General features: G+C 69.7%; 24 protein-coding genes, 1 tRNA gene and 1 rRNA gene. 13 read left to right on the top strand and 13 right to left on the bottom strand.

Features of this window, described 5'->3' with window-relative positions; translation table 11 throughout:
- The first annotated feature begins 33 nt into the window (after positions 1-33).
- Positions 34-149 (top strand): 5S ribosomal RNA (rrf, locus tag QR78_RS11290).
- A gap of 49 nt (positions 150-198) precedes the next feature.
- Positions 199-275 (top strand) — tRNA-Met (locus tag QR78_RS11285).
- Between the two features lie 47 nt (positions 276-322).
- Here QR78_RS11285 and QR78_RS11280 read toward each other — a convergent pair.
- Positions 323-1,033, bottom strand: coding sequence for an alanyl-tRNA editing protein (locus QR78_RS11280; RefSeq protein WP_048427612.1), 711 nt, complete (start codon positions 1,031-1,033; stop codon positions 323-325).
- Positions 1,034-1,178: 145 nt separating this feature from the next.
- Here QR78_RS11280 and QR78_RS11275 point away from each other — a divergent pair, with 145 nt between their 5' ends.
- From QR78_RS11275 to QR78_RS11245, 7 genes are all read left to right on the top strand, one after another.
- A complete protein-coding gene (locus QR78_RS11275; RefSeq protein ID WP_048427611.1) occupies positions 1,179-1,658 on the top strand; it encodes a response regulator in 480 nt (159 codons plus the stop codon).
- Positions 1,659-1,824: 166 nt separating this feature from the next.
- Positions 1,825-2,817, top strand: a complete 993-nt coding sequence (locus tag QR78_RS11270; RefSeq protein ID WP_048427610.1) for an ABC transporter substrate-binding protein — start codon at positions 1,825-1,827, stop codon at positions 2,815-2,817.
- A 39-nt stretch (positions 2,818-2,856) separates the two neighbouring features.
- Entirely contained in the window at positions 2,857-3,639 is a 783-nt protein-coding gene (locus QR78_RS11265) for an ABC transporter permease (protein ID WP_420865474.1), read from the top strand.
- A gap of 2 nt (positions 3,640-3,641) precedes the next feature.
- Positions 3,642-4,505 carry an ABC transporter ATP-binding protein gene (locus QR78_RS11260; RefSeq protein ID WP_082172015.1) on the top strand — a complete coding sequence of 288 codons (864 nt, stop codon included), beginning with the start codon at positions 3,642-3,644 and terminating at the stop codon, positions 4,503-4,505.
- Between the two features lie 160 nt (positions 4,506-4,665).
- Complete coding sequence (locus tag QR78_RS11255; protein ID WP_048427608.1) at positions 4,666-5,775, top strand: Ppx/GppA phosphatase family protein; 1,110 nt, start codon at positions 4,666-4,668, stop codon at positions 5,773-5,775.
- A gap of 182 nt (positions 5,776-5,957) precedes the next feature.
- A complete protein-coding gene (locus tag QR78_RS11250) occupies positions 5,958-6,728 on the top strand; it encodes an RlmE family RNA methyltransferase (protein ID WP_048427607.1) in 771 nt (256 codons plus the stop codon).
- Positions 6,725-7,018: a hypothetical protein gene (locus QR78_RS11245; RefSeq protein WP_244276538.1), complete on the top strand. Its 294-nt coding sequence runs from the start codon at positions 6,725-6,727 to the stop codon at positions 7,016-7,018. The genes QR78_RS11250 and QR78_RS11245 overlap by 4 nt, the downstream gene beginning before the upstream one ends.
- Before the next feature lie 180 nt (positions 7,019-7,198).
- Here QR78_RS11245 and QR78_RS31885 read toward each other — a convergent pair whose 3' ends face one another.
- The 3 genes from QR78_RS31885 to QR78_RS11235 form a co-directional block, all read right to left on the bottom strand.
- A complete protein-coding gene (locus tag QR78_RS31885; protein ID WP_053220878.1) occupies positions 7,199-7,501 on the bottom strand; it encodes a hypothetical protein in 303 nt (100 codons plus the stop codon).
- A gap of 260 nt (positions 7,502-7,761) precedes the next feature.
- On the bottom strand, positions 7,762-8,331 hold the full coding sequence (locus QR78_RS34060) for a hypothetical protein (RefSeq protein WP_125901240.1): 570 nt from the start codon (positions 8,329-8,331) through the stop codon (positions 7,762-7,764).
- A 245-nt stretch (positions 8,332-8,576) separates the two neighbouring features.
- Positions 8,577-9,170 carry a LysE family translocator gene (locus QR78_RS11235; protein WP_048427605.1) on the bottom strand — a complete coding sequence of 198 codons (594 nt, stop codon included), beginning with the start codon at positions 9,168-9,170 and terminating at the stop codon, positions 8,577-8,579.
- Between the two features lie 73 nt (positions 9,171-9,243).
- On the opposite strand from QR78_RS11235, the gene QR78_RS11230 reads away from it, so the two are divergent.
- Entirely contained in the window at positions 9,244-9,696 is a 453-nt protein-coding gene (locus tag QR78_RS11230) for an Lrp/AsnC family transcriptional regulator (protein WP_048427604.1), read from the top strand.
- A 263-nt stretch (positions 9,697-9,959) separates the two neighbouring features.
- On the opposite strand, the gene recQ is transcribed toward QR78_RS11230, so the two are convergent.
- The gene (gene recQ / locus QR78_RS11225) at positions 9,960-11,810 is read right to left on the bottom strand and encodes a DNA helicase RecQ (RefSeq protein WP_048427603.1); all 1,851 of its coding nucleotides are present in this window, start codon (positions 11,808-11,810) and stop codon (positions 9,960-9,962) included.
- A gap of 99 nt (positions 11,811-11,909) precedes the next feature.
- On the opposite strand from recQ, the gene QR78_RS32690 reads away from it, so the two are divergent.
- The gene (locus QR78_RS32690; protein ID WP_048427615.1) at positions 11,910-12,167 is read left to right on the top strand and encodes a hypothetical protein; all 258 of its coding nucleotides are present in this window, start codon (positions 11,910-11,912) and stop codon (positions 12,165-12,167) included.
- Positions 12,168-12,195: 28 nt separating this feature from the next.
- Here the strand turns inward: QR78_RS32690 and recF are convergent, their stop codons facing one another.
- The 6 genes from recF to queE all read right to left on the bottom strand — a co-directional run bounded on the left by recF (position 12,196) and on the right by queE (position 18,774).
- A complete protein-coding gene (recF, locus tag QR78_RS11215) occupies positions 12,196-13,341 on the bottom strand; it encodes a DNA replication/repair protein RecF (protein ID WP_048427602.1) in 1,146 nt (381 codons plus the stop codon).
- A 332-nt stretch (positions 13,342-13,673) separates the two neighbouring features.
- Positions 13,674-14,795: a DNA polymerase III subunit beta gene (gene dnaN / locus QR78_RS11210; protein ID WP_048427601.1), complete on the bottom strand. Its 1,122-nt coding sequence runs from the start codon at positions 14,793-14,795 to the stop codon at positions 13,674-13,676.
- A 177-nt stretch (positions 14,796-14,972) separates the two neighbouring features.
- Positions 14,973-16,463, bottom strand: coding sequence for a chromosomal replication initiator protein DnaA (gene dnaA / locus QR78_RS11205; RefSeq protein ID WP_048427600.1), 1,491 nt, complete (start codon positions 16,461-16,463; stop codon positions 14,973-14,975).
- Between the two features lie 501 nt (positions 16,464-16,964).
- Entirely contained in the window at positions 16,965-17,663 is a 699-nt protein-coding gene (locus QR78_RS11200) for a nucleotidyltransferase family protein (protein WP_082172014.1), read from the bottom strand.
- A 7-nt stretch (positions 17,664-17,670) separates the two neighbouring features.
- Complete coding sequence (gene queD / locus QR78_RS11195) at positions 17,671-18,027, bottom strand: 6-carboxytetrahydropterin synthase QueD (RefSeq protein WP_048427599.1); 357 nt, start codon at positions 18,025-18,027, stop codon at positions 17,671-17,673.
- Positions 18,028-18,141: 114 nt separating this feature from the next.
- A complete protein-coding gene (gene queE / locus QR78_RS11190) occupies positions 18,142-18,774 on the bottom strand; it encodes a 7-carboxy-7-deazaguanine synthase (protein WP_048427598.1) in 633 nt (210 codons plus the stop codon).
- 369 nt (positions 18,775-19,143) lie between these two features.
- Between queE and QR78_RS11185 the strand changes: the two genes are divergently transcribed.
- Positions 19,144-20,637, top strand: a complete 1,494-nt coding sequence (locus QR78_RS11185; protein ID WP_179945930.1) for a D-alanyl-D-alanine carboxypeptidase family protein — start codon at positions 19,144-19,146, stop codon at positions 20,635-20,637.
- Positions 20,638-20,641: 4 nt separating this feature from the next.
- Positions 20,642-21,412: a hypothetical protein gene (locus QR78_RS11180; RefSeq protein ID WP_048427597.1), complete on the top strand. Its 771-nt coding sequence runs from the start codon at positions 20,642-20,644 to the stop codon at positions 21,410-21,412.
- A gap of 101 nt (positions 21,413-21,513) precedes the next feature.
- Here the strand turns inward: QR78_RS11180 and QR78_RS11175 are convergent, their stop codons facing one another.
- Both QR78_RS11175 and QR78_RS11170 read right to left on the bottom strand, forming a co-directional pair.
- Complete coding sequence (locus QR78_RS11175; protein WP_048427596.1) at positions 21,514-24,588, bottom strand: glycosyltransferase; 3,075 nt, start codon at positions 24,586-24,588, stop codon at positions 21,514-21,516.
- Positions 24,589-24,745: 157 nt separating this feature from the next.
- On the bottom strand, positions 24,746-25,662 hold a 917-nt coding region (locus tag QR78_RS11170; RefSeq protein ID WP_048427595.1), incomplete at its 5' end, for an alpha/beta fold hydrolase.

Genomic DNA, 25,662 nt, shown 5'->3' with positions numbered 1-25,662 from the left:
AAGACATGCTTGCCGAACGACGTGCTTGGCCGGTCTGGTGGTCAGAGCGGGGTGATCAGAACCCGATCCCATCTCGAACTCGGCCGTTAACCGCCCCAGCGCCCATGGTACTGTGTCTCAAGACACGGGAGAGTCGGTCACCGCCAGACCTGCCAAGCACGTCACAATCCCTCACTCACGATGCAGATCGCGCCTTGGCGCGGGGTGGAGCAGCCCGGTAGCTCGTCAGGCTCATAACCTGAAGGTCACAGGTTCAAATCCTGTCCCCGCAACCAACCATACCAAGAAGCCCGCCGGCGACAGCCGGCGGGCTTCTTGGCGTTCAGGACAGGGTGACCCGCACGCGCCGGTTCTGCTTGCCCTTCTTCTCGATCGCCGTGACCGTCGCGGTGCCGATCTCGCCCGTCCGCGCGACATGGGTGCCGCCGCAGGGCTGGAGGTCGAGGCCGTCGATCGCCACCAGTCGCACGCGCCCGCTGCCCATCGGCGGCTTCACCGACATCGTCTTCACGAGGCCCGGATTGGCCAGCAGCTCCTCGTCGCTGATCCACCGCGTCGTCACCGCGGCATCCTGCGCGATCATCTCCCGCAATCGCGCCGTCACGAGCTCCTTGTCGAGCCCGGCATCCGGGATGTCGAAGTCGAGCCGACCCTCGCCATCCCCGATCGATCCGCCGGTCACCGGGTAGGGGAGGGCGACCGAGAGCAGGTGCAGGGCGGTATGCACGCGCATGCGGGCATGTCGCAGCGGCCAGTCGAGGATGAGGCGGACGGTCTCTCCCGGCTGCGGCAGCGTCTCGCCCGGCGCTGTCCTGTGCAGCACCGTGCTCTTGTCGGCGCCGTACACGGTATCGAGAACCGTCACTGCGCTGCCGTCCTCCCGCACGATTCGGCCGCGATCGCCCGGCTGGCCGCCACCCTGCGCGTAGAACGGGGTCCGGTCGACGATCACGCCATTCCCGTCGGCGGTCAGGACACGCGCATCGGCCTCGCGCAGATAGGCGTCGTCGCGAAAAAGCAGGCTGGTGGACATCGGGCCTCGTGGGTTGGTGGATCGTGGCGGCGAGAGTGGCTTGCCGCCGCTTTGCCGTCGCGGTCACCAACAATTAACCACGTCGATTAGCGAAACCGTAGGGCTGCTCGTTCAATCTCTGGCAAGATTCGAGACGAAGCCCGCGATGATCGCCACTCCGACCTTCCCGGACCTCTCGGCCCTCGTGGTCGACGAGAGTCTCTATATCCGCCGCATCGTCCGCGACATGCTGATGCGCGTGGGGATCAAACGCCTTCTGGAGGCGCCGGACGGCGCCGAGGCGCTGGGCGTGCTCGCCGAGAGCAAGCCCGACCTCGTCGTGCTCGACTGGGATTTGGCGATTCTGTCGGGTGAGGAATTCATTCGCCTTGCCCGCACGCCCGCGACCTCGCCGGCGCCGACCGTACCGATCATCCTGATGCTGGCCCAGCCGCGCCGCAATGTCGTCGATCGGGCGATCAATCTCGGCGTCAACGAGATCATCGCCAAGCCGTTCTCGCCCAAGACCCTGTGGTCGCGCCTCGACGAGGTGATCAACCGGCCGCGCCCGTTCTCGCAGGTCAAGAGCCTGCTGCGGCCCCAGCCCCGTCTCGCCGCCGCGGCGGCGGTCAAGGGCATGCTCTGAGGCGATCGCGACAGGACAGAGCCGGTCGAGCCGCACATTTAATCCGCGAGTCTAAAGTCTTACCTCTGACAGCGTAATCCGGCTTTCGGGCCGCTCGACCTTTGTCCAATATCCCTGTCCAAACCGAACCGGCGTCGCGAGCGACCGGACGGACAGGGAGTGAACCATGCTCATGCGCCTCGCCGCCATCGCCGCCGCTCTGGCGGCCATCTCCGGCCCGGCCGCCGCCCAGGACGTCGTGCGCCTCGGCAACCTGAAATTCGCCCATTACGGTGCGATCTCCTACATGAAGGAGATCGCCGGCAAATATAACCTGAAGATCGACGAGAAGCAGTTCGCCAAGGGCGCCGACATCTATCCGGCGATGGCGGTCGACCAGATCGACATCGCGGCCTCGGGCGCCGACGGCGCGGTGGCGGCGCGCGGCAACGGCGTGAAGCTCCTGGTGGTGGCGGGCTTCGCCAATGGCGGCGTGCGCATCCTCGGTCGGCCCGATCTCGGCGCCAAGACGCTCGCCGACGTGAAGGGCAAGAAGGTCGCGGTGGTGCGCGGCGGCACCCAGGACCTGATGCTGCTGGCCGAGCTGGAGAAGAACGGCCTGACCTGGTCGGAGCGGCCGGGCAAGGACGTGCAGCTCGTCTACTTCAACAACTATGCCGACCTGAACCAGGCTCTGGCGCAAAAGTACGTCGACGTGATCTGCCAGAGCGAGCCGCAATCGACGCAAGCCATCTCGAACGGCTGGGGCTACGAGATCGTCAAGCCCTACGATACCCCGGTCGGCGTGCCCTACCGCCCGCTGGTCATGACCGAGAAGATGTATACCGAGAAGCCCGAAATCGCCGCCCGGGTGCTCAAGCTGTTCGTCGAGGCGACCAAGACCTTCATCGAGAAGCCGGAACTTGCCGAGAAATACGTCCGCGAAACGGTGTTCAAGGGCCAGCTCAGCAGCAAGGATTTTCGTGATTCGATGGAGAACGCGGACTACACCTACGACATGCCCGCCGGCCACATGCAGATCACGGCCGACCTGATGCACAAGTATGGGCTCGGTAAGATGATGAATCCGCCCAAGGGCGACGCCGAGTGGGTCAAGCTCGACCTGCTCGAGAAGGCAAAGGCCGAGCTCGGCGCCAAGACCAATACCAAGACGAACTGAGCCGTCATCGTGAATCGTCTTTCCGCCTTCCGCGGCGCCCTGTTGCCGGTCGGGCTCCTGATCCTGTGGGAGGCCGCCAGCCGGGCCGGCCTCTTCTCCGCCGTGGTGCTGCCGCCGCCGAGCGCGGTGGCCTCGCGCTGGTTCGCGAGCCTCGTTCCGGCCCTGCCCTACGACCCCGCGACCCAGAGCTACACCGCCTGGCTGTTCTCCGGCGAGCTGCCGCACGACGCGGTGGCGAGCCTGGGCCGCGTCATCGCGGGCTTTGCCATCGGCGTCGGCCTCGCCCTGCCGGTCGGCTTGCTGATGGGCACGAGCGACCGGCTCTACGGCCTCGTCAATCCCCTGCTGCAGATCCTGCGGCCGATCCCGCCGATCGCCTACATTCCGCTCGCCATCGTGTGGTTCGGTCTCGGCAACCCGCCGGCCCTGTTCCTGATCGCGCTCGGCACCTTCTTCCCGGTCCTCGTCAACACGGTGGCGGGGGTGCGGCAGGTCGATTCGATCTACATCCGGGCGGCGCGCAACCTCGGCGCCAATTCCTGGACGATGTTCCGGCGGGTGATCCTGCCGGCGGCGAGCCCCTTCGTGCTCGCCGGCATGCGCATCGGCATCGGCACCGCCTTCATCGTGGTGATCGTCGCCGAGATGATCGCGGTCTCGGACGGCCTCGGCTACCGGATCCTGGAAGCGCGGGAATACATGTGGTCGGACAAGATCATCGGCGGCATGCTGACGATCGGTATCCTGGGCCTCGTCATCGACGGCGCGATGTCGCGCCTCAACGACCACCTGCTGCGCTGGCATCGCGGCCTGGAGCGCTGACCATGACCGCGCAAGCAAAGACCGCGACGGCCGCGCTCCGCCGCACCGAGCCCGCCGCCCGTCCCGCTCCGGGCGCCGCCGAGATCGCCATCGACGACGCCTCGAAGGTCTTCGGTACCGGGGAGGGTGCCGTGGTGGCGCTCGACGGCGTCTCCGCGTCGATCCCCGGTGGGCAGTTCGTCTGCCTGCTCGGGCCCTCCGGCTGCGGCAAGTCCACCCTGCTCAACGCCATCGCGGGGTTCTCGCCCCTCACCGGTGGGTCGATCCGGATGAACGGCCGCCCGGTCGTCGATCCGGGCCCGGACCGGGGCATGGTTTTTCAGGAATACGCCCTGTTCCCGTGGATGACGGTCGAGCAGAACATCCGCTTCGGCCTCGACATCAAGGGCGTCGCCCGGTCGGAAGCCGATACGGTCGTCGCCCGCATCGCCGGCACGCTCGGCCTCTCGGACTTCCTCGGGCGCTTTCCCAAGGATCTCTCGGGCGGCATGCGCCAGCGCGTCGCCATCGCCCGCATCCTGGCCCTCGACCCGCCGGTGATGCTGATGGACGAGCCCTTCGGCGCCCTCGACGCCCTGACCCGGCGCACCCTCCAGGACGAGCTGCTGCGGATCTGGGCCGAGTACCGCAAGACCATCGTGTTCGTGACCCACTCGATCGAGGAGGCGATCTACCTCGCCGACCGCATCGTCGTGCTCACCTACCGTCCGGGCCGGATGAAGCGCGACCTGATCGTGCCGCTCGCCCGCCCCCGCGACACCGCCTCGGCCGAGTTCAACGCGTTGAAGCGCGAACTCGGCGGGCTGGTGATGGAGGAGCAGCAGCGCTTCACGAAGGCCGAGCTGACGGGCACCGCGGTCGATTGACCGCAATGCGTTCGTGCGCCTCGTGATCTCGCCGGTGGGATGAGGTCCCGCGCGGCACGATCGCTGCTTTGCGTTCAGCCCGGAGCCACGTAAGCTTCCATCATGTGATGGGCTTAAGCCGCCCCGTCAGGGACGGTCGTGAAGGATATCGGCATCGCCGATGAGGGATGAGACGGCCGTCTCCGTGCCGGCGCGCGCCGCGGAGTATGCCGAGACAGCGCGTGCGACCGCACCTCCGCCGGACCCGGCGGGGGATGATCCCCCACGTCGCCCGGAGCGGCGCGCCTATGCGGCGCTCGATCTCGGCACCAACAACTGCCGGCTCCTGATCGCCGAGCCGGCGCCCTACGGGTTCCGGGTGATCGATGCGTTCTCGCGCATCGTGCGCCTCGGCGAGGGATTGGGCACCACCGACCGGCTCAGCGACGACGCCGTGGAGCGTACCGTCGACGCGCTCGGGGTCTGTCTGGGCAAGATGCGCAGCCGTGGGGTGGTGCGCTCGAAATCCATCGCCACCGAGGCCTGCCGCCTCGCCGTCAACGGGCCGGCCTTCGTCGACCGGGTCCATCGCGAGGTCGGCCTCGACCTCGAGGTGGTGGACCGCCGCACCGAGGCCTATCTCGCGGTCACCGGCTGCGCGGCGCTCGCCGACCGGCACGCCGAATCGGTGGTGATCTTCGATATCGGCGGCGGCTCGACCGAGATCGTCTGGCTCGACGGCTCGGCCGCGCTCGCCCGCAGCGCCGATCCGACCCTGCGCATCCGCGCCTGGGATTCGCTCCCCGTCGGCGTCGTCACCCTGGCCGAGCGCTATGGCGGGGCCGACGTGACCCGCCCGGTCTTCGAGGGCATGGTCGAGGAGGTCGCCGACCGGCTGACCAAGTTCGCGCTGATCGCGGGTGCTGCGGCGCATGCGCCGAACTTCCACCTGCTCGGCACCTCCGGCACCGTCACGACGCTCGCCGCCACCCACCTGCGCCTGCCGCGCTACGACCGGCGCCGGATCGACGGCTTGTGGATGCGCGACCGCGAGGTCACCGATGCCATCGACGGCCTGCTCTCGACCCGGCTGTCGGACCGGGCGCAGAACCCGTGTATCGGCCGCGACCGGGCAGACCTGGTGCTGGCCGGCTGCGCGATCCTGGAGGCGATCCGCCGCGCCTTCCCGTCCGAGCGCCTGCGCATCGCCGATCGCGGCCTGCGCGAGGGCCTGCTCATGAACATGATGCGCGAGGACGGCGTCTGGCGCCGGGGAGGGCGGCCGAGCTGACGACCTCCGGGCTTGCACATGCGGGCCCGGAGCGTCATTGACCGAGAGTGCCTCACGATCGCTCCGCGATCGCGAAGCGCTCTAGGTGTTTGATTTTGCCGCATTTTCTCCGACGAACCGGTATCCACTTCGTCGAAAAATGCTCTAGAACGATTTTTTTCGATCATCGAAGGTCACAGGATATGAGCGATCGTCGCGGCGGCGGCCTGCGGGGCGACCTGAAGCAGCGGGTCAAGACCGGGCGCGGGCGCACGGTCTCCTCCAAGCTCTGGCTCGAACGCCAGCTCAACGACCCCTACGTGGCCCGCGCCAAGCGCGAGGGCTACCGCTCGCGGGCGGCCTTCAAGCTTCTCGAGATCGACGAGCGCTTCCGGCTGCTGAAGCCCGGCCAGCGGGTGGTCGATCTCGGCGCGGCGCCGGGCGGCTGGTCGCAGGTGGCCGCCGCCAAGGTCGGCAGCCATCCGGGTGCGCCCGCGCCGCGGGGCCGGGTGGTCGGTATCGATCTCCTCGAGATCGAGCCGATGCCGGGCGTCGACTTCGTCACCCTCGACTTCCTCGATCCGACCGCGCCCGGGCTTCTCACCGAGATGCTGGGCGGGCCGGCGGACGTCGTGATGTCCGACATGGCCGCCAACGCCACCGGCCATAAGAAGACCGACCACCTGCGCATCATGGGGCTGGCCGAGACGGCCCTGGCCTTCGCCCGCGAGATCCTGGCGCCGGGCGGCCTCTACCTCGCCAAGGTGCTCCAGGGTGGCACCGAGGGCGGCCTGCTCACCGACCTGAAGCGCGATTTTTCGAACGTGCGCCACGTCAAGCCGGCGGCGAGCCGGGCCGATTCGAGCGAGCTCTACGTGCTGGCCACCGGCTATCGCGGCGCCGAGGCGACGGATGGGCCGTATCGCGAGACCGACGACGGCGACGAGGAGGACGAGGCGGGCTGGCGGCCGTGACCCCGGCGGCAGCGATCGACCGCGCCCGGGCGCTTCTGCTGGCGGAGGGTTTTTCGGAGATCGGGCAGGGGACGCGGGGCGAGAGTTTTTACTTCGGCCTGCCCGGTGCCGCGGGGCAATTGCGGGTGGCGAACCATGCCCGGACGCCGAAGCAGCGGATGAAGCATCCGGAGGTGGTGGCGAGCCTCGTCGTGACCGCGCCGTTGTCGGAGGCGGCGTTGCGGGAGCGATTGAGCGCGACCTTAAGGGATTTTCGGGAGCGGCGAGCGATGGCAACCGGACCATCTTGACGCCCCCGGCTCTACCCCGATCAACTCGAGTACGTGAGCGGCTGCTTCTCCCCTAAGTCCATTTCGCATTTCACGCTCGGACGTACGAAAAACAGGTGTTTTCCGACATTCAAGATGGCCTGTCGGGCAGGTTGGCTGATATCCGACGCCGATGAGAGCTTCATCGGTCTGCTGGCGCCCCTAAGCGGTCGCGGGGCTACGGGGGCATGAACGCAGCCACGTCGTCGCGCGTGCGCAGACGCGCTTTGTCGCCATGAACGCCCGATAGAGGCGTTCGTGGCCCGTGACCGACGACGAAGTGGTCCGGACCCAATAATCCTCCGCCCAGGCCAGCAAATCCTTCTGATCGTTCAGGGTCATGCCGCGCCGCAGGCCACGCGCGAGTAAGCCGTTCCGGCACTCGTCCCACGAAAGATCGAGCCAGATCAGCAGGGTTGCACGCACCAGGGCAACCTCAGCGAGCCAGCCGTAGACGCCCTCCATGACCCAAGTGTCGGTTGCCGCGATCTCCGCGATGCGAGCCTTAGCATTCGTTTCGTCGCGCTTGCGTCCGTCAGGGTACCAGTGAACCAGATCGAGGTCGTAGACCAGCAGATGCCGGGCCTTCCCTAAGCGCTCGGCTAGCGTGCTCTTGCCCGAGCCACTATTGCCGATGATGATCCAGCGTGCGGGGAGAGGATGAAGAATACCTCACCCTTGCACTGCAGCGGTCAGATTTCCACCCCGTGAGTTAATTCCGCGTGTCATCTTGTGAACGGGGCTACCGCCCATGCGACATCAGGCTTCAGGTAATCGTGTGATCGCTCAATCCATTCAGCCAGAGGGATCAATCGAAGTCCATTCGGCTGGCTCATGGCTTGAGCTTCCGACACGTATCGGTCCTGATCTCCGGGCCGGTGAACGACCTGAACAACGTGCGTAATGCCACGGGGGCGGGGATGGTTTGTCGCCCACGCGCCTCCGCCTTGCTGCAAGCCAATGGTCGCGTATGGCGGCAGTTCGGCGGCGGTGATCCGGTCCCCCGACAGGATAGCGCCTGAGCGACGCTCCAAATTCTCGATTAAACGGTCCGACCAAGTGTGAACGGCTGCCGCATCCTCATCGGTAAAAAGCAAGCGTCCGGCTTCGCGGTTTGCCGCAGCCATACCGGCCGACAAGAGCAGACCAGTCCAACCCGAGCAGTCTATAACCGGCGGGTCTTCATGCAGCCCACTCGCCTTGGCACCCCTCTTGTAGCTGACGTGTCCCGTATAACGTTCAACTAGCGCCCACATGGCTGCACCTGCTGCGTCGATCCACGAAGTGTCGTTCATGAGCGCAGGTCCTGTACCGGCGTCCGAGGGTATCTCCGACGCCGTCCGCTTTCTAGCCCTTACGGTCATCCCGTCCGACAGGTTCGGCCGTACGGAAAACAAGTGTTTTCCGTACACCCGAGATGGCCGATTAGGCATGCTGACTCGACCCTGACAGCCGCCTCATCGGGCTGGTTCCGACCCGAACGCTGACCGCCTGACAGCGGCAGGTTCCCACCTACAGAGACGTCGCGCCGAGCGCCCTTTTAGTGGAAGAGTACCGGGTAGAGGGACGCGACCAGAAGCGTCGCCATGAACAGGTTGAACATCCTCATCCGTCGAGTATCAGTCAGCAGACGGCGCATCTGTTGCCCGAGCACAACCCAGACACTAACTGAAGGAAAGTTGACGATACCAAATACCAAGGCGACAGCCACCAGTCCTACCAAGGATTGACCTGGCGCATATACCGTTGCGGCAGTGAGCGCCATGGTCCAAGCTTTTGGGTTGATCCACTGGAAGGCAGAAGCCGCGAGGAAGGTCATCGGTCGCCGGGTCTGAACCGCCTCCTCGGGAGGCGGGGCCGTGGCGATCTTCCACGCGAGAAAGACCATGTATGCGACGCTGGCCGCCTTCAACACCGTATCGAGCCAAGGCGCAGCCGCGAACAGACCAACGAGCCCGCTCCCAACGAGCAGCACCATGAGCGCGAAGCCAAGCGCCACCCCAAGTGCGTGAGGGACGGTGCGACGCACACCGAACGTCGCGCCCGACGCCATCAGCATGAGGTTGTTCGGCCCCGGCGTGATCGAGGTGACGAAAGCGAATGCCGCAAGGGCGAGGGTCTGTTCCGGGGTCATTGCGCAATCATGCACTGCTTGGCGGGCTCTGAAATTGCAAATTGCAGCGCGTGCATCTATAAAATCGCAACTTATGGCTGACATTGACCACATCGACGAAAAAATATTGCAAGCGCTGGAACAGGACGGACGCATGAACAACCTGACGCTGGCAAGTCGCGTCGGCCTTTCGCCGTCCGCTTGCCTGCGCCGGGTCCGCGACCTCGAACGAGCGGGCGTTATCAAGGGCTATCGCGCCGTCCTCGATCGCAATGTTCTTGGCGTAGGCTTCACGTCGTACATCACGGTAGCGCTCGACAATCACACGAAGGCGGCGCAAACGGCATTTGAACGGGTGATGCGCGCCGCACCGGAAGTGAGGGAGTGCCACAACGTAACCGGCACGGTTGAATATCTGCTACGCGTCGAAGTTGCCGACATCCAGGCTTATAAAGCCTTCCACACTGACGTGCTTGGGACCCTCGATCAAGTCCGTGCCCTGGTGTCCTACATAGTTCTCAGTTCGCCGAAGGATGAGCGCGCGTGAACACCGTCAAACTCGTTCATGAACGGCCTGCGCCGCTCTGACTGTTGGCCACCTTTGGCTGAGCCGGAGAGGTCCGCACACCGCCCCATGCACCCGTTCCGCCAATCGGGCTCGGCTGTACGGAAAACATGTGTTTGCAGAGAGGAGGAGCCGCCAAACGCCAAGCGCATCGACCTCGGCCGTAGAGGATATGTGACAAACCCTGTCGGATTGATGGGATGCACGGAAACGTGGCCTGAGGGGTTTTCCGTGAAAAACCCCGCTCACCCCGCCCGCTTGGCCGCATCCGCCAGGAACTCCGCCACCGCCTCCACGAAGGGCTGCCCATAGGCATCGCGCTTGCGCTCGCCCACCCCGTGGACCGAGCGCAGGGCCCAGAGGTCGACGGGCTTCGCGCGCGCCATTTCGATCAGGGTGCGATCGGGAAAGATCATGTAGGCAGCCACACCCTCCTGGCGGGCGAGCGTCGCGCGCAGGCCCCGCAGGTGCTGGAACAGCGCCTCGTCGGCCTCCGACAGGCCGAGGCTGTCGTCGCGGTCGGCGGCGGACCCGCGGCGGCGCTCCTTCGGGGCTTTCGGCTCGGGATCGGGGCGCAATTGCACCGGCTCGCGGCCGAACAGGATCGCCTCGCCCTTGTCGGTCAGCGACAGGCCGCCATAGCCGTCGCCGTTCTCGGCAACAGCGCCCGCGGCGAAGAGCTGGCGCAGGATCGCCCGCCAGGCCGCCACCGGCTTGTCGGACCCGACCCCGAAGGTCTTGAGCTGGACGTGGCCGTTGCGGCGGATCTGCTCGCTCTCCTTGCCGTGGACGAGGTCGCAGATATAGGCCGCGCCGAAGCGCTGGCCGGTGCGCACCACCGCGGAAAGAACCTTCTGCGCCGCCACCGTGCCGTCGATCAGCGAGACGCCGCCGCGGCACAGGTCGCAGCGGCCGCAGGGCTCGCTCTGCTCGCCGAAATAGCCGAGCAGCGACTGGCGCCGGCAGGTCGCGCCCTCGCAGAGCGCGATCATCGCCTCGAGCTTGCGGTGCTCGACCCGGCGGCGGTCGTCGGGCACCTCCTTCTCGTCGATCTGGCGGCGGCGCAAAGCCATGTCGTCGAGGCCGTAGAGGGTCAGCGTGTCGGCCGGCAGCCCGTCGCGGCCGGCGCGGCCGATCTCCTGGTAGTAGCTCTCGATCGTCGAGGGCATGTCGGCGTGGCAGACGTAGCGCACGTCCGGCTTGTTGATGCCCATGCCGAAGGCGATGGTCGCCACCACCACGACGCCGTCCTCCTGGAGGAAGGTGTCCTGGTTGCGCATTCGCACGGTCTGTTCGAGGCCGGCATGGTAGGCGAGCGCGTTGAAGCCGTCCTGTTGCAGGATCTCGGCGATCTGCTCGGTGCGCTTGCGGGACGAGCAGTAGATGATGCCGCTCTCGGCCTTGCGCGGGCGCAGGAACCGCGAGAGCTGGCGCGTCGGGTGCTCCTTCGGCGCGAAGGTCAGGCGGATGTTCGGCCTGTCGAAGGAGTGGACGAACAGTTCGGGCTTGCGGCCGCGGGGAAACAGCCGCTCGGAGATGTCGGCCCGGGTCGCCGCATCGGCGGTGGCGGTGAGCGCCACGGTCTGCACGTCGCCGAGCGCCTCGCGGGCGCGGGCGAGGTCGCGGTATTCGGGCCGGAAGTCGTGGCCCCATTGCGAGACGCAATGCGCTTCGTCGACGGCGAGCCGCCGGACTCCGGCCCCCTGCAAGGCCTCGATCAAGCCCTCCATCAGCAGCCGCTCGGGCGAGACGAAGAGCAGGCGCAAGCTGCCCTGGCGGATGCCGCGCCAAGTCTCGCGGGCGCTCGATTCCGACACCGACGAGTTGAGGGTGCCGGCCGCGACGCCGAAGGCCTCCATCTGCTTCACCTGGTCGTGCATCAGCGCGATCAGGGGCGAGACGACGACGGTCAGCGATTCCTCCACCAGGGCGGGAAGCTGGTAGGTCATCGACTTGCCCGAGCCCGTCGGCATCACCGCGAAGACGTCGCGCCCGTCGAGCACGGCGCCGATCACCTCGGCCTGGCCGGGACGGAAATCCTCGTAGCCGAAGGTTTTGCGAAGGGCGGCGCGGGCCTCGTCGAGGCGGTCTGTCATGGGGGTTCTACGGGCTCGTTGCGGGCGGGCGGCACCGGGGCGGCTTGTGGACGCTCCCTCGCCGACGATAGGTATTCATCGCCGATGCGGGACGCCACCATGACGCACGATCATCGCAATGAGGATAGGGACCGGTCCGTCCAGACGCTGGCATCGACGGCGGGACCCGGCAAGGTCGAAGCTGGGAAAAAGACCGAGGAGTTTGGTATGGCCTCGGCGGATGAATCGCAACGGCGCGAACAGTCGCTCGCCGAGTTCTGGGCGCGCATCAAGCCGATCCAGGATTATATCGCGTCGTTTCCGCGCACCGGCCTGAAGGCCGATAAGGCGTTCTACGACGAGTTGAGCGGCGATTGAGCTTGGAGTTGTGCGACGTTCCGGGGTCTCAAGCTCGGATGCTGCCCTCCGCCACCTGCACCATATCCGCCCGTCCGCCCAGCTCCCCGAACAGCACCGGATCGGCCCCGGTCATCCAGACCTGGCCCGGCAGGGCCTCCAGCGCGTCGAACAGGCCGGCGCGGCGGCGGGGATCGAGATGGGCCGCGACCTCGTCGAGGAGGACCAGGGGGCTGAGCCCGCTCATCCCGGTGACGAGACGGGCATGCGCCAGCACGAGGCCGATCAGCAGGGCCTTCTGCTCGCCGGTCGAGGCGGTGGCGGCAGGCACGTCCTTGGGGCCGTGGCGGACCACGAGGTCGGAGGCCTGGGGGCCGGCGAGCGTCCGGCCGGCGGCGCGGTCGCGAAACCGGTTCTGGCGCAGGGTCGCGCGGTAGCGGTCCTCGGCATCGACCGCCGGCCAGACCGCCACGAGGTCGTCGATGTCGCCCTCGAGCCGAACCCCGGCCCAGGGGAAGGGCGAGGCTTCGTCGCGGGTGGACAGGATCAGGCTGTCGAGCCGTTCCACGGTCTCGCGGCGGGCGAGCGCCACCGCGACGGCGAGTTCCGCCACCTCGCGTTCGACGGCGTCGAGCCAGGGGCCGTCGTCGGGCCGCTCCTCCAGCAGACGGTTGCGCGAGCGGAGCGCCCGTTCCATCGCGTTGACCCGGGCGCCGTGACCGGCATCGACGGCGAGCACCAGCCGGTCGAGGAAGCGGCGCCGGTCGCCGGCCGGCCCGCGGAACAGGGCGTCGAGATCGGGGGTGAGCCAGACCACCCGCACCTGCTCGGCGAAGGCCGTGGGGGAGGGCGCGGTGGCCCCGTCGATGCGGCAGAGCCGGCCGCCGCGCTCCTCGCGACCCCGCGGCGGCTCCCAGGCGGTGCCGATGCGGTGGTCGCCGTTCGGCCCCTCCAGCGTCAGCGACACCGCGAAGCCGCCGGCCCCGCCTTCGCGCGCCATCCCGGAAAAATCCGCCCGGCGCAGGCCCCGGCCGGGGGCGAACAGCGACAGCGCCTCCAGGATGTTGGTCTTGCCGGCCCCGTTCTCCCCCACCAGCGCGACGAAACGGCGCCCGACCGCGAGGTCGAGATCGGCGTGGTTGCGGAAGTCGCGGGCGATCAGACGGGTGACGCGCAAGGGATCGGGCTCGGTCATCCCCGGGCCATATCACAGGTCGTCGGGAGGGCCGGCGATCTCGCGAGTGTTACGCACCGCGATGCGGCGTCTCGTAGCGGGAGCTGAAAGCCTGTTGTGAGTCGACCGACCGAACTGAAATCCTCCGCGTCATCCCGGGGCCGCGCAGCGGAACCCGGGATCCATAAACGCTGACGTTGAAGAATAAGGCGGACCGCGTTCCGCATCATCCTGCATCGTCAGCGGTTATGGATCCCGGGTTCTCGGCTGCGCCGAGCCCCGGGATGACACGGAGTGTTGTCGATGTGATCGCCCGTTCCGGAGCCGGATCGGGACGGCGAGGCGCGCCGCCCTCACACCCGCATCGGCATCAGCACGTAGAGCGCCGGCGCGCCCTCGCGGTCCTGGATCACCGTCGGCGAGCCCGGATCGGCGAGGCGGAAGAGCGCCGTGTCGCCGTCGAGCTGGGCCGTGATGTCGAGGAGGTAGCGGGCGTTGAAGCCGATATCGAGTGGGCCGGACTCGTAATCGACGTCCAGCTCCTCGGTCGCCGAGCCCGAATCCGGGTTGTTGACCGAGAGCGACAGGCGCCCGTCGGTCATGGCGAGCTTCACCGCGCGGCCGCGCTCGGACGAGATGGTGGAGACGCGGTCGACCGCCTTGGCGAACTGGTCGCGCTCGACCGTCAGGCGCTTGTCGTTGCCGGTCGGAATGACGCGGGCGTAATCCGGGAAGGTGCCGTCGATCAGCTTCGAGATCAGGGTGACGCCGGACGAGAAGCTGAACCGCACCTTGGCCGACGAGATCTCGACGCCGACGGTCTCGCCGCCATCCTCGACGAGCTTCTGGATCTCGGCCACGGCCTTGCGCGGCACGATGATGCCCGGCATGCCGCCGCTGCCCTCCGGCGCCTCCATCTGGACGCGAGCGAGGCGGTGGCCGTCGGTGGCGACCGCCCGCAGCTTGAGCGAGCCCTCGGCGTCGATGGTGTGGAAGAAGATGCCGTTGAGGTAGTAGCGCGTCTCCTCGGTGGAGATCGCGAACTGGGTCTTGTCGATCAGGCGCTTGAGGTCGGCGGCCGGGAGCTCGAAGGAATGCGGCAGCTCGCCGGCGGCGAGGTCGGGGAAATCGGCCTCCGGCAGGGCGCCGAGGGTGAAGCGCGAGCGGCCCGAGCGGATCAGCATCTGGCCGGTCTCGCCGCTGGTCTCGAGCGAGACCTGGGCGCCGTCGGGCAGTTTCCGGACGATGTCGTAGATGACGTGGGCCGGCACCGTGATGGCGCCGCCGTCGACCACGTCGGCGGGGATCGTCTCGGTCACCTCGATGTCGAGGTCGGTGGCCTTGAGCTGGAGGCCGTCCGGCCCGGAGCGCAGCAGCACGTTCGACAGGATCGGAATCGTGTTGCGCCGCTCCACGACGCGGTGCACGTGGCCGAGCGACCGAAGAAGGGCCGCGCGCTCGACGGTGACTTTCATCAGGGTGATCCGTGTCTCGAACGACCGACCGTTCAAGGCCGGCAACCGCACTCGTTGCCCCGTGCAGGCACGGGAGCGGAACTTTGGCGAAGGCGCTCCCCGAACGCAAGCCGGCGGGGGAGGCTCATCCACGAGCCTCCCCCGCGGGCGTGGCGCAGGGTTATCGATTCCGGCGCCTCAATCCTGGAGCATCCGCTTCAGGAGCTCGACCTCGTCGCAGAGCGCCGTATCCTCGCCGATCGCCTTCTCGATCTTGCGCACCGCGTGCAGGACCGTGGTGTGGTCGCGCCCTCCGAAGCGCCGGCCGATCTCCGGCAGGGAGCGGAGCGTCAGCACCTTCGAGAGGTACATGGCGATCTGGCGCGGCTTGACCACCGCGGCGGTGCGGCGCTCGGAGAGGATGTCGGAGCGCGAGACGTTGTAGCGGCTCGCCACCAGCTTCTGGATGTCCTCGATCTTGACCCGCTTCGGCTCGCGGTTCTTCACGAGGTCGCGGATCGCCGTCTCGGCGGTGTCGAGGGTGACCGGCGCCCCGGTCAGCGTGGCGTGGGCGAGCAGCCGGTTGACCGCGCCTTCGAGGTCGCGGCCGTTGGCGGTGATCGCCTTGGCCACGTATTCGGCGACCGCGGGACCGACCTCGAAGGCCGGGTGCGAGGCGCGCACGGCTTCGAGGCGCGATTGCAGGATCGAGGCGCGCAGGGCCTCGTCGAGCGTGCCGATCTCGACCACGAGACCGCCGGCGAGGCGCGAGCGGACCCGCTCGTCGAGGGCTTCCAGCTCCGTCGGCGGCCGGTCGGCCGCCACCACCACCTGGCGCCCGGCATCGATGAGGGCGTTGAGCGTGTGGCCGAACTCGGCCTGGATCGAGCGGCCCTGGATGAACTGCACGTCGTCGAGGATCAGGACGTCGATCGCCCGCAGCTTCTCCTTGAAGGCCAGCGCGCTCTGGGTCTTCAGCGCGTTGACGAAGCCGTACATGAAGCGGTCGGCGGTGAGGTAGATCACCCGCCGGCCGGCATTCTTCACCGCGTGGCCGATGCCGTGCAGGAGGTGGGTCTTCCCCAGGCCCACGCCGGCATGGAAGTAGAGCGGGTTGTAGAGGGCCGGACCGCCGTCGTGGCGGGCGACCCGCTCGGCGGCGGCGTGCGCGAGCGCGTTCGAGCGGCCGACCACGAAGCTCTCGAAGGTCAGGCGCGCATCGAGCGGTGCGCCGCCGAGATCGCCCTCGGGGGCGGGGCCCCGGGCGAGGCGCTCGGGCTCGGGCAGGTCGTTCGCCGGGCCGGCGGAGGCCGCCGGGCGCGGGGCCGGGGCGGGCTTGGCCGCCGCGGCGGCCCCCGGACGGGCCGGGGCCATCGCGCCGCGTACCCCGACCTCGAGGCTCTCGATGCCGTCGGCCTCGCTGCGGAAGGTGGCGAGCACCCGGTCGATGTAGTGCGACTCGATCCAGCTCTTCAGGAACCGGGTCGGCACGGTGAGGCGGGCGACGCCGCCGGACACCTCCTGCAGCTCGAGCCGGGCGAACCAGCTCGCGAACACGTCCTCGCCGAGTTCCGCCCGCAGCCGGCGCTTCACCCGCTGCCAGGCTCCCGAAATGTCGGCCGCCGCGGTCTCGCCGTTGCCGCCACGGCCGGAGCCGACTCCTTCCGCCAAGCTGCCGTCCACACGCATGACTGGTCCCTTCTCGGCCCGTCGGCGGCTGCCCGCTTCTCGGTCCGTACGCAGATACGCTTGCCGCAACCCCGGACGAGGGGCCCGGCGGCCGGGTCGAAGGCGGCGGAAGTCAACGGCTCCCGTGCCTTTTTCCCGTGGTTCACCCCGGTCTATCAACAACTGGTCTCGTTTCTCTTAAAGGACCGGAGACCCTGAATTCCGCGAGGCCGAGCCGAAGGTTGGCGGCAGCCGAACGGGACGCCCGGGCGCGTCGTGCCCGGAAGCCGGTCCTGTCGATCATCTCAGAGCGGGACGAGACCCGCGCGAAGGGCGGGCATGGACCAAAAACTAGGCTGTCCTGGTGACGCTTCGCAACAGGAACGATCGCCCGCAGGGTGAACCGATCGTTACACCGCGCAGCCACCCCCACCCGATCCACAGCCTGTCCGGCGGCAAGATGCTGGAATCGTGACCGTTTCCTTGAAGCGATCGTGCGATGCCCGAAAGATCCCTGCGGGCTCAACAGGTTGTCGAGAACGGGGAGGGCCCGGGGGACAGCCCGTTGGAAACCGTCGCCGTGTCTCCCGCGCACTTGACGGCGGTGTCGTCCGCTCCAGGCCAGGGCAGTACCGCGATCTCAGGCCAGAGCGCCCGCGCCCGCTCGGCCTTCAGGGCGTAGGTGCCGGCATTCGGGATCGCCGGGTTGGGTCGCAGGACCAGCCCGAACAGGTCGGCGAGGCCGAAGGGCGCGGCGATGTCGAGGCGGTCGTCGGGGTCGAGCCGCACCCCGACCGCGTGGACGACGGCCGCGTAGCGCGCGAGCGCCGCGTCGGCGTTCGGCAGGGGAGGGTAGGGGCTGCCGAACCGGGCCTCGAACCAGAGATGGACCCGGGCCTGGTTGCGGATCTCGACCGGGCCGGGGCAGCCCGCGAGGACCGGGGCGGCGCGGCGCAACACGGCGTCCTCGGCCTCCCAGGAGAGATCGGGATCGAAGTAGATCAGGTCGTAGTCGCGGATCCCGTGGCCGCGCGGCCGCCCGGTCAGGCTGTTCCAGACCGTCTGGTAGAGGCAGCCGGCGACGAGGCGCCATTGCGGCAGGGCGAGGGACCGGGCGGCCGCGAGGAGCCGCATCAGGTCCGGATCGGCCCGGACGACCGCCGCGAGGCGACGCGCGAGCGCGCCCTCCTCGGACGACGTCCCGGGATCCGTCCCGGTCATCCGGCGCTCACGCGCCCGAATATTCCGCCCAGCACATCGGCGTCTCGAACACCTTGACCAGGGCGAGCAGCGGCATGGCCGGACGGGTCTGCTCCCAGATCCACATCGCGATATGCTCGGCGGTGGGGACTTCGAGGCCCGGGACCTCGTTCAGGCAATGGTGGTCGAGGCGCTCGAGCACCGGACGGAAGGCGTGCTCGACGTCGTAGAAGTCGACCACCCATCCGGTCTGCGGATCGACCGGCCCGTCGAGCGTCAGTTCGACCCGGTAGGAATGGCCGTGCATCCGGGCGCAGCGGTGGGTCGCGGGCACGGTCGGCAGGCGGTGGGCCGCCTCGAACGTGAAGGCTTGGGTGATCTTCATCGGAATCTGGCTGTGGGTTGCTGTGGGCCGCCCCTTAGCACCGATGCCCCGGCGGGCGAACCCGCCTTCGGCGCCTCCCCGGGGAGCCTGTCGTGATCGCGACCGGACGCCGCGTCAGGGAATGCCGATCAGCTTGTGCGTCTGCAGGCTCAGGCGCCAGCGGGCGTCGCGCAGGCAATGGGCCACCGCGGCCTGCGTGTTGGCGATCCGGTCGGGCCCGTCCATCGGCTGGAGCCAGTGATGGCGGAAATCGAGCTCGGCGAGGGTGTCCGGGTCGAGCTCGGCCTGCGGGTAGACGAGCTTCAGCTCGTGGCCGCGCGTGAGGCGCAAGGGGGCGCCGGCCTTGGGGCTGACGCAGATCCAGTCGATCCCCGCCGGGGCATCTTGCGTGCCGTTCGTCTCGACGGCGACCTCGAAGCCGCGGGCGTGCACCGCCGCGAGGAGCGCCGCGTCGAGCTGGAGCAGCGGCTCGCCGCCGGTGAACACCACGTAGCGCCGGCCGCGGGCCCCGTTCCAGGTCCGCTCGATCGCCTCGGCCAGGGCCTCCGCGTCGGGGAAGCGGCCGCCGCCGAGGCCGTCGGTGCCCACGAAATCGGTGTCGCAGAAGCGGCAGACCGCCTGCGCTCGGTCGGCCTCGCGGCCGCTCCACAGGTTGCAGCCGGCAAAGCGGCAGAACACCGAGGCGCGCCCGGCCTGGGCGCCCTCGCCCTGGAGGGTGTGGAAGATCTCCTTGACGGCGTAGCTCATGATGGCGGTCGTCGGGCGCCGCCTTGCGGCGTCGCGCGGTGCTCCCTTGTGAATCGCGATGACGCCCTGCCGTGTCAGATGCGGCCCGCGCCCGCAAGGGCGCCGGGCGCAGGGCCGGTGCGCGCGTCGCCCGCCTGTGGACGAGCCTGTGGGCGGCCGGGGGAGGGGCGCGTCGCCATGCTCCCGCCATGGATGTCGGGTTCATGGGACCATCGCGCGGCGCTGTCAAAAGCTTCGCCGCTGCCCTACAATCACGACCGGTCCGCCGTGCGGTGCCCGGGGCGGCGTGACCGGACGGCCTGGACCAAGGGGCCGGACGGTCGCGGGACGCGCCGCGGGGCGGCACCGGTACGACGGGAACCCATCGGAATGTTCAACGCTGCGCTGCTGCCGCGCCTCGCCGGACGCCTCCTCGGCCTCGGTGCTCTTCTGGCTGCCGGAACGGCAGGGGCGGTCACCGCGCCGATGCTGGTCGTGGACGTCGATTCCGGCAAGGTGATCTACAGCCAGGGCGCGACCGACCCCTGGTACCCGGCCTCGATCACCAAGCTGATGACGACCTACGTCGCCCTCGACATGGTGCGCCAGGGCCGCGCCTCGATGGACCAGCTGCTGACCATCTCGGAGGCCGCCGCGGCCGAGCCGCCCTCCAAGATGGGCTTCAAGCCCGGCACCCAGCTCACCCTCGACAACGCCCTCAAGATCATCATGGTGAAGTCGGCCAACGACGTCGCCTGGGCGATCGGCGAGAATCTCGGCGGCTCGATCGACGGCTTCGCCGCCCAGATGAACGAGACCGCGCAGCGCCTCGGCATGCGCGACAGCCACTGGTACAACCCCAACGGCCTGCCCGACGCCCGGCAATGGACCTCGGCCCGGGACATGGCGGTCCTCGGCCGGGCGCTGCTCCGTGATTTCCCCGAGAACCGCGACCTGTTCTCGATCTCGGCGATCCAGTTCGGCCGCGCCGTGATGCCGAACCACAACGGCCTGCTCGGCCGCTACGCCGGCGTCGACGGGATGAAGACCGGCTTCATCTGCGCGGGCGGCTTCAACGTGGTGGCGAGCGCCAACCGCAACGGCCGGCGCATCCTCACGGTGGTGATGGGGCAGTCGAGCGCCCGCGAGCGCGACCTGAAGGCCGCCGACCTGTTCGATTACGGTTTCGGCCAGTCGGGATTCAGCTTCGGCGGCCAGACCCTCGTCGAACTGCCGACCTCGTCCATCGCCGCGCCGCCGGACATGCGGCCCTATATCTGCGACAAGCGCCGGCCGATGCCGACCGACGCCGATTCGGCCGCCCTCACGGCGAGCGCCGCCGCCGCCGGGGGCAATGCCGACAACGCGAACGCCCAGCTGATGGCGGCCGGCGCGCCGCCCTCCTCGGCGCTCGCCTTCGCCACCATGAACAGCGCGGCGCTTCGCAACCGCGCGCTGCCGCCGCGGGCGCCGCTCCAGCCCGTGCTGGTCTGGACCGGCCGCGACCCGGCCGAGAGCGCCATCGCGGCGACCGACGAGGCCGCGCCCGCCAAACCCGTCGCGGCCAAGCCGGCCGCGCGGGTGAAGGTTGCCAAGCCCGTGCCGCACAAGCCGGCCCCGAGCCGCAGCATCGCGGCGACCGGCGCCACCGTGCCGCAGCCGAAGCTCCTCGCCCGCCAGAAGGGCGCGGCGCCCGCCGCCGCGTCCGCCTTCGCCTCCACCGGCCCGGCCACCGCGGTGATCGCCGATCCGAAGGGCCACAAGGCCGCGGCGAAGCCGTCCGCCAAACAGGATGCGAAGCCGGCGGCGAAGCCCACGCCGAAGGCCGAGACCAAGCCGGCGGCGAAGCCGACCGTGAAGTCCGCCCGCAAGAAGGACGACTGATCCGGTGGCGGCCGGGCCCGTCCTCTGCCCGGACGAGGCACTGGCCTATCGCCGCAGCCGGACGGTCTTCGTGCCGGGCGACGGCCTCGTCCTCGACGAGGCCTACCGCCTGGCCCACCTGCCCCTGGTGGCGCCCGGCCACCCGGACGCGATCCCGTCGCGGGAGGGCCGGTATTACAAATACGGGCGCCACCCCCGGGTCGTCTCGCTGGTGCTGCCCGTGCCGCCTGGGTCGCTTGCCGCCGCCCCGGCCTTCGTCGCGCTGGAGCGGGAACTGCGCGCTGCCCCGTTCGCCGACACGATCGCCTGGGATGTCGCCGCCCGCCGCGCCGAGCGCCGGCACGCCACGCTGTGCGGCTCCCTGGCGATCGGGCCCGACGCCGCGCCGTCGCTCTCCGCCGGGCAGCGGGCCGCCCTGGCGGCGCTCGGCCCGATCACGGTCGAGCTGCGCGGCCTATTTTCGGGAAACGTCAATCTCGGCCGCCTCTACCTGCGGGTCTATCCCGAGTGCCGCGGCGGCGCGGACATGCTGGCCGCGATCCAGCGGATCATGGGCCGGCCGCCGACGGGCCTCTACCTCGTCGGCCTGCACGCACTGACGGACCATCTCGGTCCGGTGGAGGCCGCGCACCTCGCCGGGATGATCGAGCGCTGGTGGGACCGGCCGGTCCTGCGCCTGACGGTCGAGGCGCTGTGGCTGCTCTGGGCCCATGACGATCAGGTGCTCGATGGCGGCGTGCTAGAGACGGTGCCGCTCGTCGGCGGAGCTGCCTGACCTCGCGCGCGTCACCGGCGCCTCCTCGATGCGGCACGCCCTTTCCCCATGGATAGGACGAGGACGGCACCGGCGGGGACGCCGCGCCGTCCTCGTCTCCGTCACGCGCGTCCCGCGCCTTCCGGCAGTGCCGTCTCGATGGCCGCCTCGTAGGCGGCGAGGCTCGGGGCGGTGGCCGGGAGGGACGGAATCACGGCATCAGTAAGCTGGCCGCGGGCCGCCACGAGAGCGTCGAGCAGGGCGGCGGTGTCGCGGCTGAAGGGCAGCAGCAGGCCGCCGCCCTCGGCGCGGATGCGCTCGGCCGGGGCGCCGATATCGAGGGCGACGACCGGGTAGCCCGCCGCCCAGGCCTCCGACAGGACGTAGGAATAGGTCTCCGGCCAGACGCTCGACAGGAAGACGTAGTCGGGATCGGCCTCGGCCAGCAGGCGCGGCAGGTCGTCGGGCCGGTAGGCGCCGGTCACCGTGAGGTTGGACAATCCGGCGACCCGCCGCGGATCGGCGACGTAGCCGATCACCGTGAAGGCGATCGGCCGGCGCTCCCGGGCCGCGCGTTCGGCGAGCGCCACGACGAGCTCGAAGCCCTTGTGGTTGCCGAGGGCGCCGACGACGGCGACCCGCACGGCGCCGGTGCGCGGACGGCGCGGCGGCGGGGCGGTCCGGGCCGGGGCCGCTTCGGGATGGGGCACCACCGCGATGCCGGTCAGCCCGAGGCGGCGGGCGTAGCGCGCCGCGGTGTCGTGGGAGGGGGCCACCAGGCGCCGGGCCCCGCGCAGGATGCGCTCATTCGTCGCCAGCCAGCCGTCGAGGCCGCCGCCCATCAGGGCGTTCTGGTCGGCGTAATCGTGCGTCACTCCCTGCACGGTACAGTGGCGGCAGATATCGGCCGGAGGCTCCTCGCAATAGACGTTGCGCCCGTCCACCAGATGGACCTTCGGGCAGTACCACTGGAAGTCGTGCAGCGTGACCGCGTAGGGCCAGCGGCCCGAGACCAGCCGGTCGAGGAACGCCGACTCGTAGCCGAAGCGGGCGTCGAGATGGAGGTCGACGGCGACGCCGGCCTCCTCCAGCGTCTCCAGAAGGCCGACGAGCTGGTCCGGCCCCAGGGTCACGGCCGCCCGCGCGGTGTCGAGGGTGAGCGACAGCCCCCCGCGCACAGGGGCGAGGGACCCGATCTCGTGGTCCGGGGCCCGGGCGAGGCCGCGGATCTGGTCGACGTAGCGCGTCGCCCCGCCGCCGAGGCCGTGGCCGATATGGAGCGTCAGGCGCCGCAGGCGCGCGGTGAGGAGCTGCCCGAGGACGGCGAGCCGCAGCGGCGCGAGCGGATCGGCGGCCAGGAAGGCATCGACCTCGTCCTGGTATTCCGGGTAGAGGGCGACGAGGCGAGCGTGGTTTTGCTCCAGGATCGCCAGCCGCTCGCCCTTGCCGAACGACGCCGAGCCTTCGTGCTCGACATAGGTATCGGTGGCCGCGACGTGGATCCAGCCGAGGTCGCGGGCCTTGAGGCACCAATCGACCTCTTCGCAATAGCCCCGGCCCCATTCGGGCGAGAACGCCCCGACCTCGTCGAGGGCCTGCCGGTTGAGGTAGAGGCAGAAGCCGATTCCCGTCGGGATCGTGACCGGCGCGGGCGAGGCCGCTTCGAGGGCCGCGTCGATCGCGGCGGGCGGGAGGCCGAGGAGCGGTCCCTGCGCCTCCGGCATCCCGGGGAAGCCCAGGATGGTGGCGTTGTTCGACAGGGGCGTGGCGCTGGCGATGCCGGGCCGTCGGTGGCAGGCGGCGGCGAGCTTCTCCAGGGCCCGGGGCGCCAGCACCGTGTCGGCATTGACGAGGATGCAATCCTCGCCCGGCTCCAGGAGGGCGAAGCCGGCATTGACCGTGCCGATGAAGCCGAGATTCTCCCGGTTGCGCAGCACCGTCAGGCCCGGACGGGCCTCTGCCGCCAGGGCATCGAGGTAGGTCGTCACCGCCGGATCGGGCGAGGCGTCGTCGATCACGAGGGCCCGCATCCGCCCCGGCGCCAGCTGCGGCAGCAGCGAGGCGAGGCAGGCCTTGAGGTCGGAGAGCCCGTTATAGACCGGCACGATCGCGCAGGCAGGGGGCGGCGTGCGGGCGCCCTCCGGGGAATCCGGCTCCGGCGCGGCGATCTCGCCGAGGACGAGGCGGGCGCCGCCGCCGGGACGGATCGCCGCGACGAGGCGGTCATGGACGGCGAGGCGCTCCTCGCGGGTGGCCGAGGGATCGTTCGGCAGCAGCAGGGCGCGGGCCTCGGCCCGGGCGAGTTCGATCGTGCCGCGCAGGTGCCCGATGACCTCGCCGGCGCCGATCGGACCGACCGCGAGATCGGTGCCCGGCTTGAGCGCCCCGGGCGGGAAGGCGAAGGCGGCGGAGTGGCGGCCGAACAGCTCCAGGAGGTCGGGGCGCGCATGCGTCTCGACCTGTGCGACCTCCTGGCCGTTGCGCACCGCCCGCACCACGGTCGGCCGGTCGGGTCCGGCCTCGTCGAACACCCAGCCGGTGACCCGGTCCGGCGCCTCGATGTAGAGGCTCGCGCGCAGGTGCGGCGCGTAGGCGCCGAGCGTCGCGATCGTGTCGCCGGCCCGCACGCCGATCGTGTGCGGCTGTCCGTCGAGGGCCCAGGCCGGCAGGGTGAAGCGGAAGCCGTTCCAGCCGCCCTCGCGGCCGCCGAAGCGCAATTCCGGCCGGTAGAGGCCGGGACGGACGGGCTCGCCCTCCAGGCCGTCGACCATCAGGTGCACGGCCGGCAGCGGATCCGAGGACAGGGACGAGACCCAGCCCGAGAGGACGCCGCCCGAGATGCCGTCGAGATGGATCGTGTGATGGCCCGGCCCGACCGCGATCCGCTGCTGCTCGGCCCGGCCCGGCTCGGTCACCGTCAGCCGCAGGCGGCCGGTACCGGCGATGAGCGCCGGGTCGAGGGCGGCGTGCAGGTAGGTGACGCCGTCCGCGACGAAGGTCCGGTCGACGGGAAGCGGCTGGTCGCGCTCGCCGCCCTGGGCCAGGGTGAGGCTGACCGCGTCGGCATCCGCCTCCGGGTTCAGGGCGACCAGGACGCCGCAATTGTAGAGCCGGCCCCAGGCCACCGGGCCCGGGGGAGGCACGAACCACTGCCGCCCCGTCTCGGCGAGGCGCCGCGCACGTTTCAGGATCGTCACGTCGGGAAGGACCGCTCAGGAGGGAGCCGGCCGGGGCCGGCGGACGTCGAGTCACCTCCTAGAGCAGCGCCCGATCGGCTTGCAATCGGGCGCTGCCCCAGCTTGTGATTCTCGACGCTGCGATTCTCGCGGCCGCGGCGGGACGATCCGTCGTCCGTCATGCGGCCGAAACGGCGTCGAGCACCCGGTCGGGCGCGATCTGGTGCAGCATGTGGCCGGCGCCCTCCACCGCGACGAGGCGGCTGCCCGGGATCCGCTGGTGCAGGGCGGCCGACTGCCCGGCATGGGAGACCAGGCGGTCGCCGGTGCCGGATAGGATCGTCACCGGCGTGCGCAACTCGCCGTAATGCGGTCGGAGCGCGAAGGCGTCCGGCACCATCAGGGCGGATTCGGCCGCGGCGCTGCGCAGCTGCGAGGGGCGCAGCACCATGTCGACCGGGAAATCGCGGGCGAAGCGCTCCGGCACCGGGCTCGGCCCGAAGAGGCGCGCCAGGATGCGCGGCCAGAGCAGGCGTCCGGTCACCGGCGCGACGGTATGGCTGATCAGGTCGCCGAGGCCCGGCAGGCTCTGGGGCGCGAAGAGGAGCCCGTCGATCCGGGGCGAGGGGAAGTAGTAGCCGGATTCGAGGATCAGGGACGGGACGCGGGCCGGGTCTTGCAGGGCGAGGGCGATCGCCACCTGGGTGCCCCAGGAATGGCCGAGGATCGTCGCCGCCTCGACCCCGAGGCTGTGGAGCGCGCCGCGGATCAGCCCGGCCTGCATCGCCGGCGTCCAGATCCGGCTGCGCGGCCGCTCGCTGTGGCCGAAGCCCGGCCGATCGAAGGCGATGACACGGTGGGTGGCCGCCGCCCGATCGATCAGGCCGCTGACGAGCCAATCCTGGATCAGGCTGCCGTTGCCGTGCAGCAGCACCAGAGCCGGGCCGCGCCCGCGCTCGAGGACGTGGAGGCGGGTGCCGCCGACTTCGACGAAACGGCCGACCGGCGGCGTCGCCCGTTCGGCCGCCCGGGCGCGGCGGCCGGTCTCGACGGCGCCGGCGGCGAGGAGCGCGGTCCCCGCCAGGGCGAGGCCGG

The sequence above is a fragment of the Methylobacterium indicum genome (assembly GCF_001043895.1).
Lineage (GTDB): Bacteria > Pseudomonadota > Alphaproteobacteria > Rhizobiales > Beijerinckiaceae > Methylobacterium > Methylobacterium indicum.
The sequence above is the reverse complement of the archived record's forward strand: the minus strand, read 5'-3'. Positions and strand labels throughout refer to the sequence as shown.

What these genes read in the sequence shown, in the direction of transcription:
- QR78_RS11230 (WP_048427604.1), top strand. Translation starts at nt 9,244, where the DNA reads ATGGCTGACATTGACCACATCGACGAAAAAATATTGCAAGCGCTGGAA.
- queE (WP_048427598.1), bottom strand. Translation starts at nt 18,774, where the DNA reads ATGAGCTACGCCGTCAAGGAGATCTTCCACACCCTCCAGGGCGAGGGC.
- QR78_RS11250 (WP_048427607.1), top strand. Translation starts at nt 5,958, where the DNA reads ATGAGCGATCGTCGCGGCGGCGGCCTGCGGGGCGACCTGAAGCAGCGG.
- QR78_RS11235 (WP_048427605.1), bottom strand. Translation starts at nt 9,170, where the DNA reads ATGACCCCGGAACAGACCCTCGCCCTTGCGGCATTCGCTTTCGTCACC.
- QR78_RS11255 (WP_048427608.1), top strand. Translation starts at nt 4,666, where the DNA reads ATGAGGGATGAGACGGCCGTCTCCGTGCCGGCGCGCGCCGCGGAGTAT.
- QR78_RS34060 (WP_125901240.1), bottom strand. Translation starts at nt 8,331, where the DNA reads ATGAACGACACTTCGTGGATCGACGCAGCAGGTGCAGCCATGTGGGCG.
- recQ (WP_048427603.1), bottom strand. Translation starts at nt 11,810, where the DNA reads ATGACAGACCGCCTCGACGAGGCCCGCGCCGCCCTTCGCAAAACCTTC.
- QR78_RS11275 (WP_048427611.1), top strand. Translation starts at nt 1,179, where the DNA reads ATGATCGCCACTCCGACCTTCCCGGACCTCTCGGCCCTCGTGGTCGAC.
- recF (WP_048427602.1), bottom strand. Translation starts at nt 13,341, where the DNA reads ATGACCGAGCCCGATCCCTTGCGCGTCACCCGTCTGATCGCCCGCGAC.
- QR78_RS11185 (WP_179945930.1), top strand. Translation starts at nt 19,144, where the DNA reads ATGTTCAACGCTGCGCTGCTGCCGCGCCTCGCCGGACGCCTCCTCGGC.
- QR78_RS11200 (WP_082172014.1), bottom strand. Translation starts at nt 17,663, where the DNA reads ATGACCGGGACGGATCCCGGGACGTCGTCCGAGGAGGGCGCGCTCGCG.
- QR78_RS11280 (WP_048427612.1), bottom strand. Translation starts at nt 1,033, where the DNA reads ATGTCCACCAGCCTGCTTTTTCGCGACGACGCCTATCTGCGCGAGGCC.
- dnaN (WP_048427601.1), bottom strand. Translation starts at nt 14,795, where the DNA reads ATGAAAGTCACCGTCGAGCGCGCGGCCCTTCTTCGGTCGCTCGGCCAC.
- queD (WP_048427599.1), bottom strand. Translation starts at nt 18,027, where the DNA reads ATGAAGATCACCCAAGCCTTCACGTTCGAGGCGGCCCACCGCCTGCCG.
- QR78_RS31885 (WP_053220878.1), bottom strand. Translation starts at nt 7,501, where the DNA reads ATGGAGGGCGTCTACGGCTGGCTCGCTGAGGTTGCCCTGGTGCGTGCA.
- QR78_RS11270 (WP_048427610.1), top strand. Translation starts at nt 1,825, where the DNA reads ATGCTCATGCGCCTCGCCGCCATCGCCGCCGCTCTGGCGGCCATCTCC.
- dnaA (WP_048427600.1), bottom strand. Translation starts at nt 16,463, where the DNA reads ATGCGTGTGGACGGCAGCTTGGCGGAAGGAGTCGGCTCCGGCCGTGGC.
- QR78_RS11260 (WP_082172015.1), top strand. Translation starts at nt 3,642, where the DNA reads ATGACCGCGCAAGCAAAGACCGCGACGGCCGCGCTCCGCCGCACCGAG.
- QR78_RS32690 (WP_048427615.1), top strand. Translation starts at nt 11,910, where the DNA reads ATGACGCACGATCATCGCAATGAGGATAGGGACCGGTCCGTCCAGACG.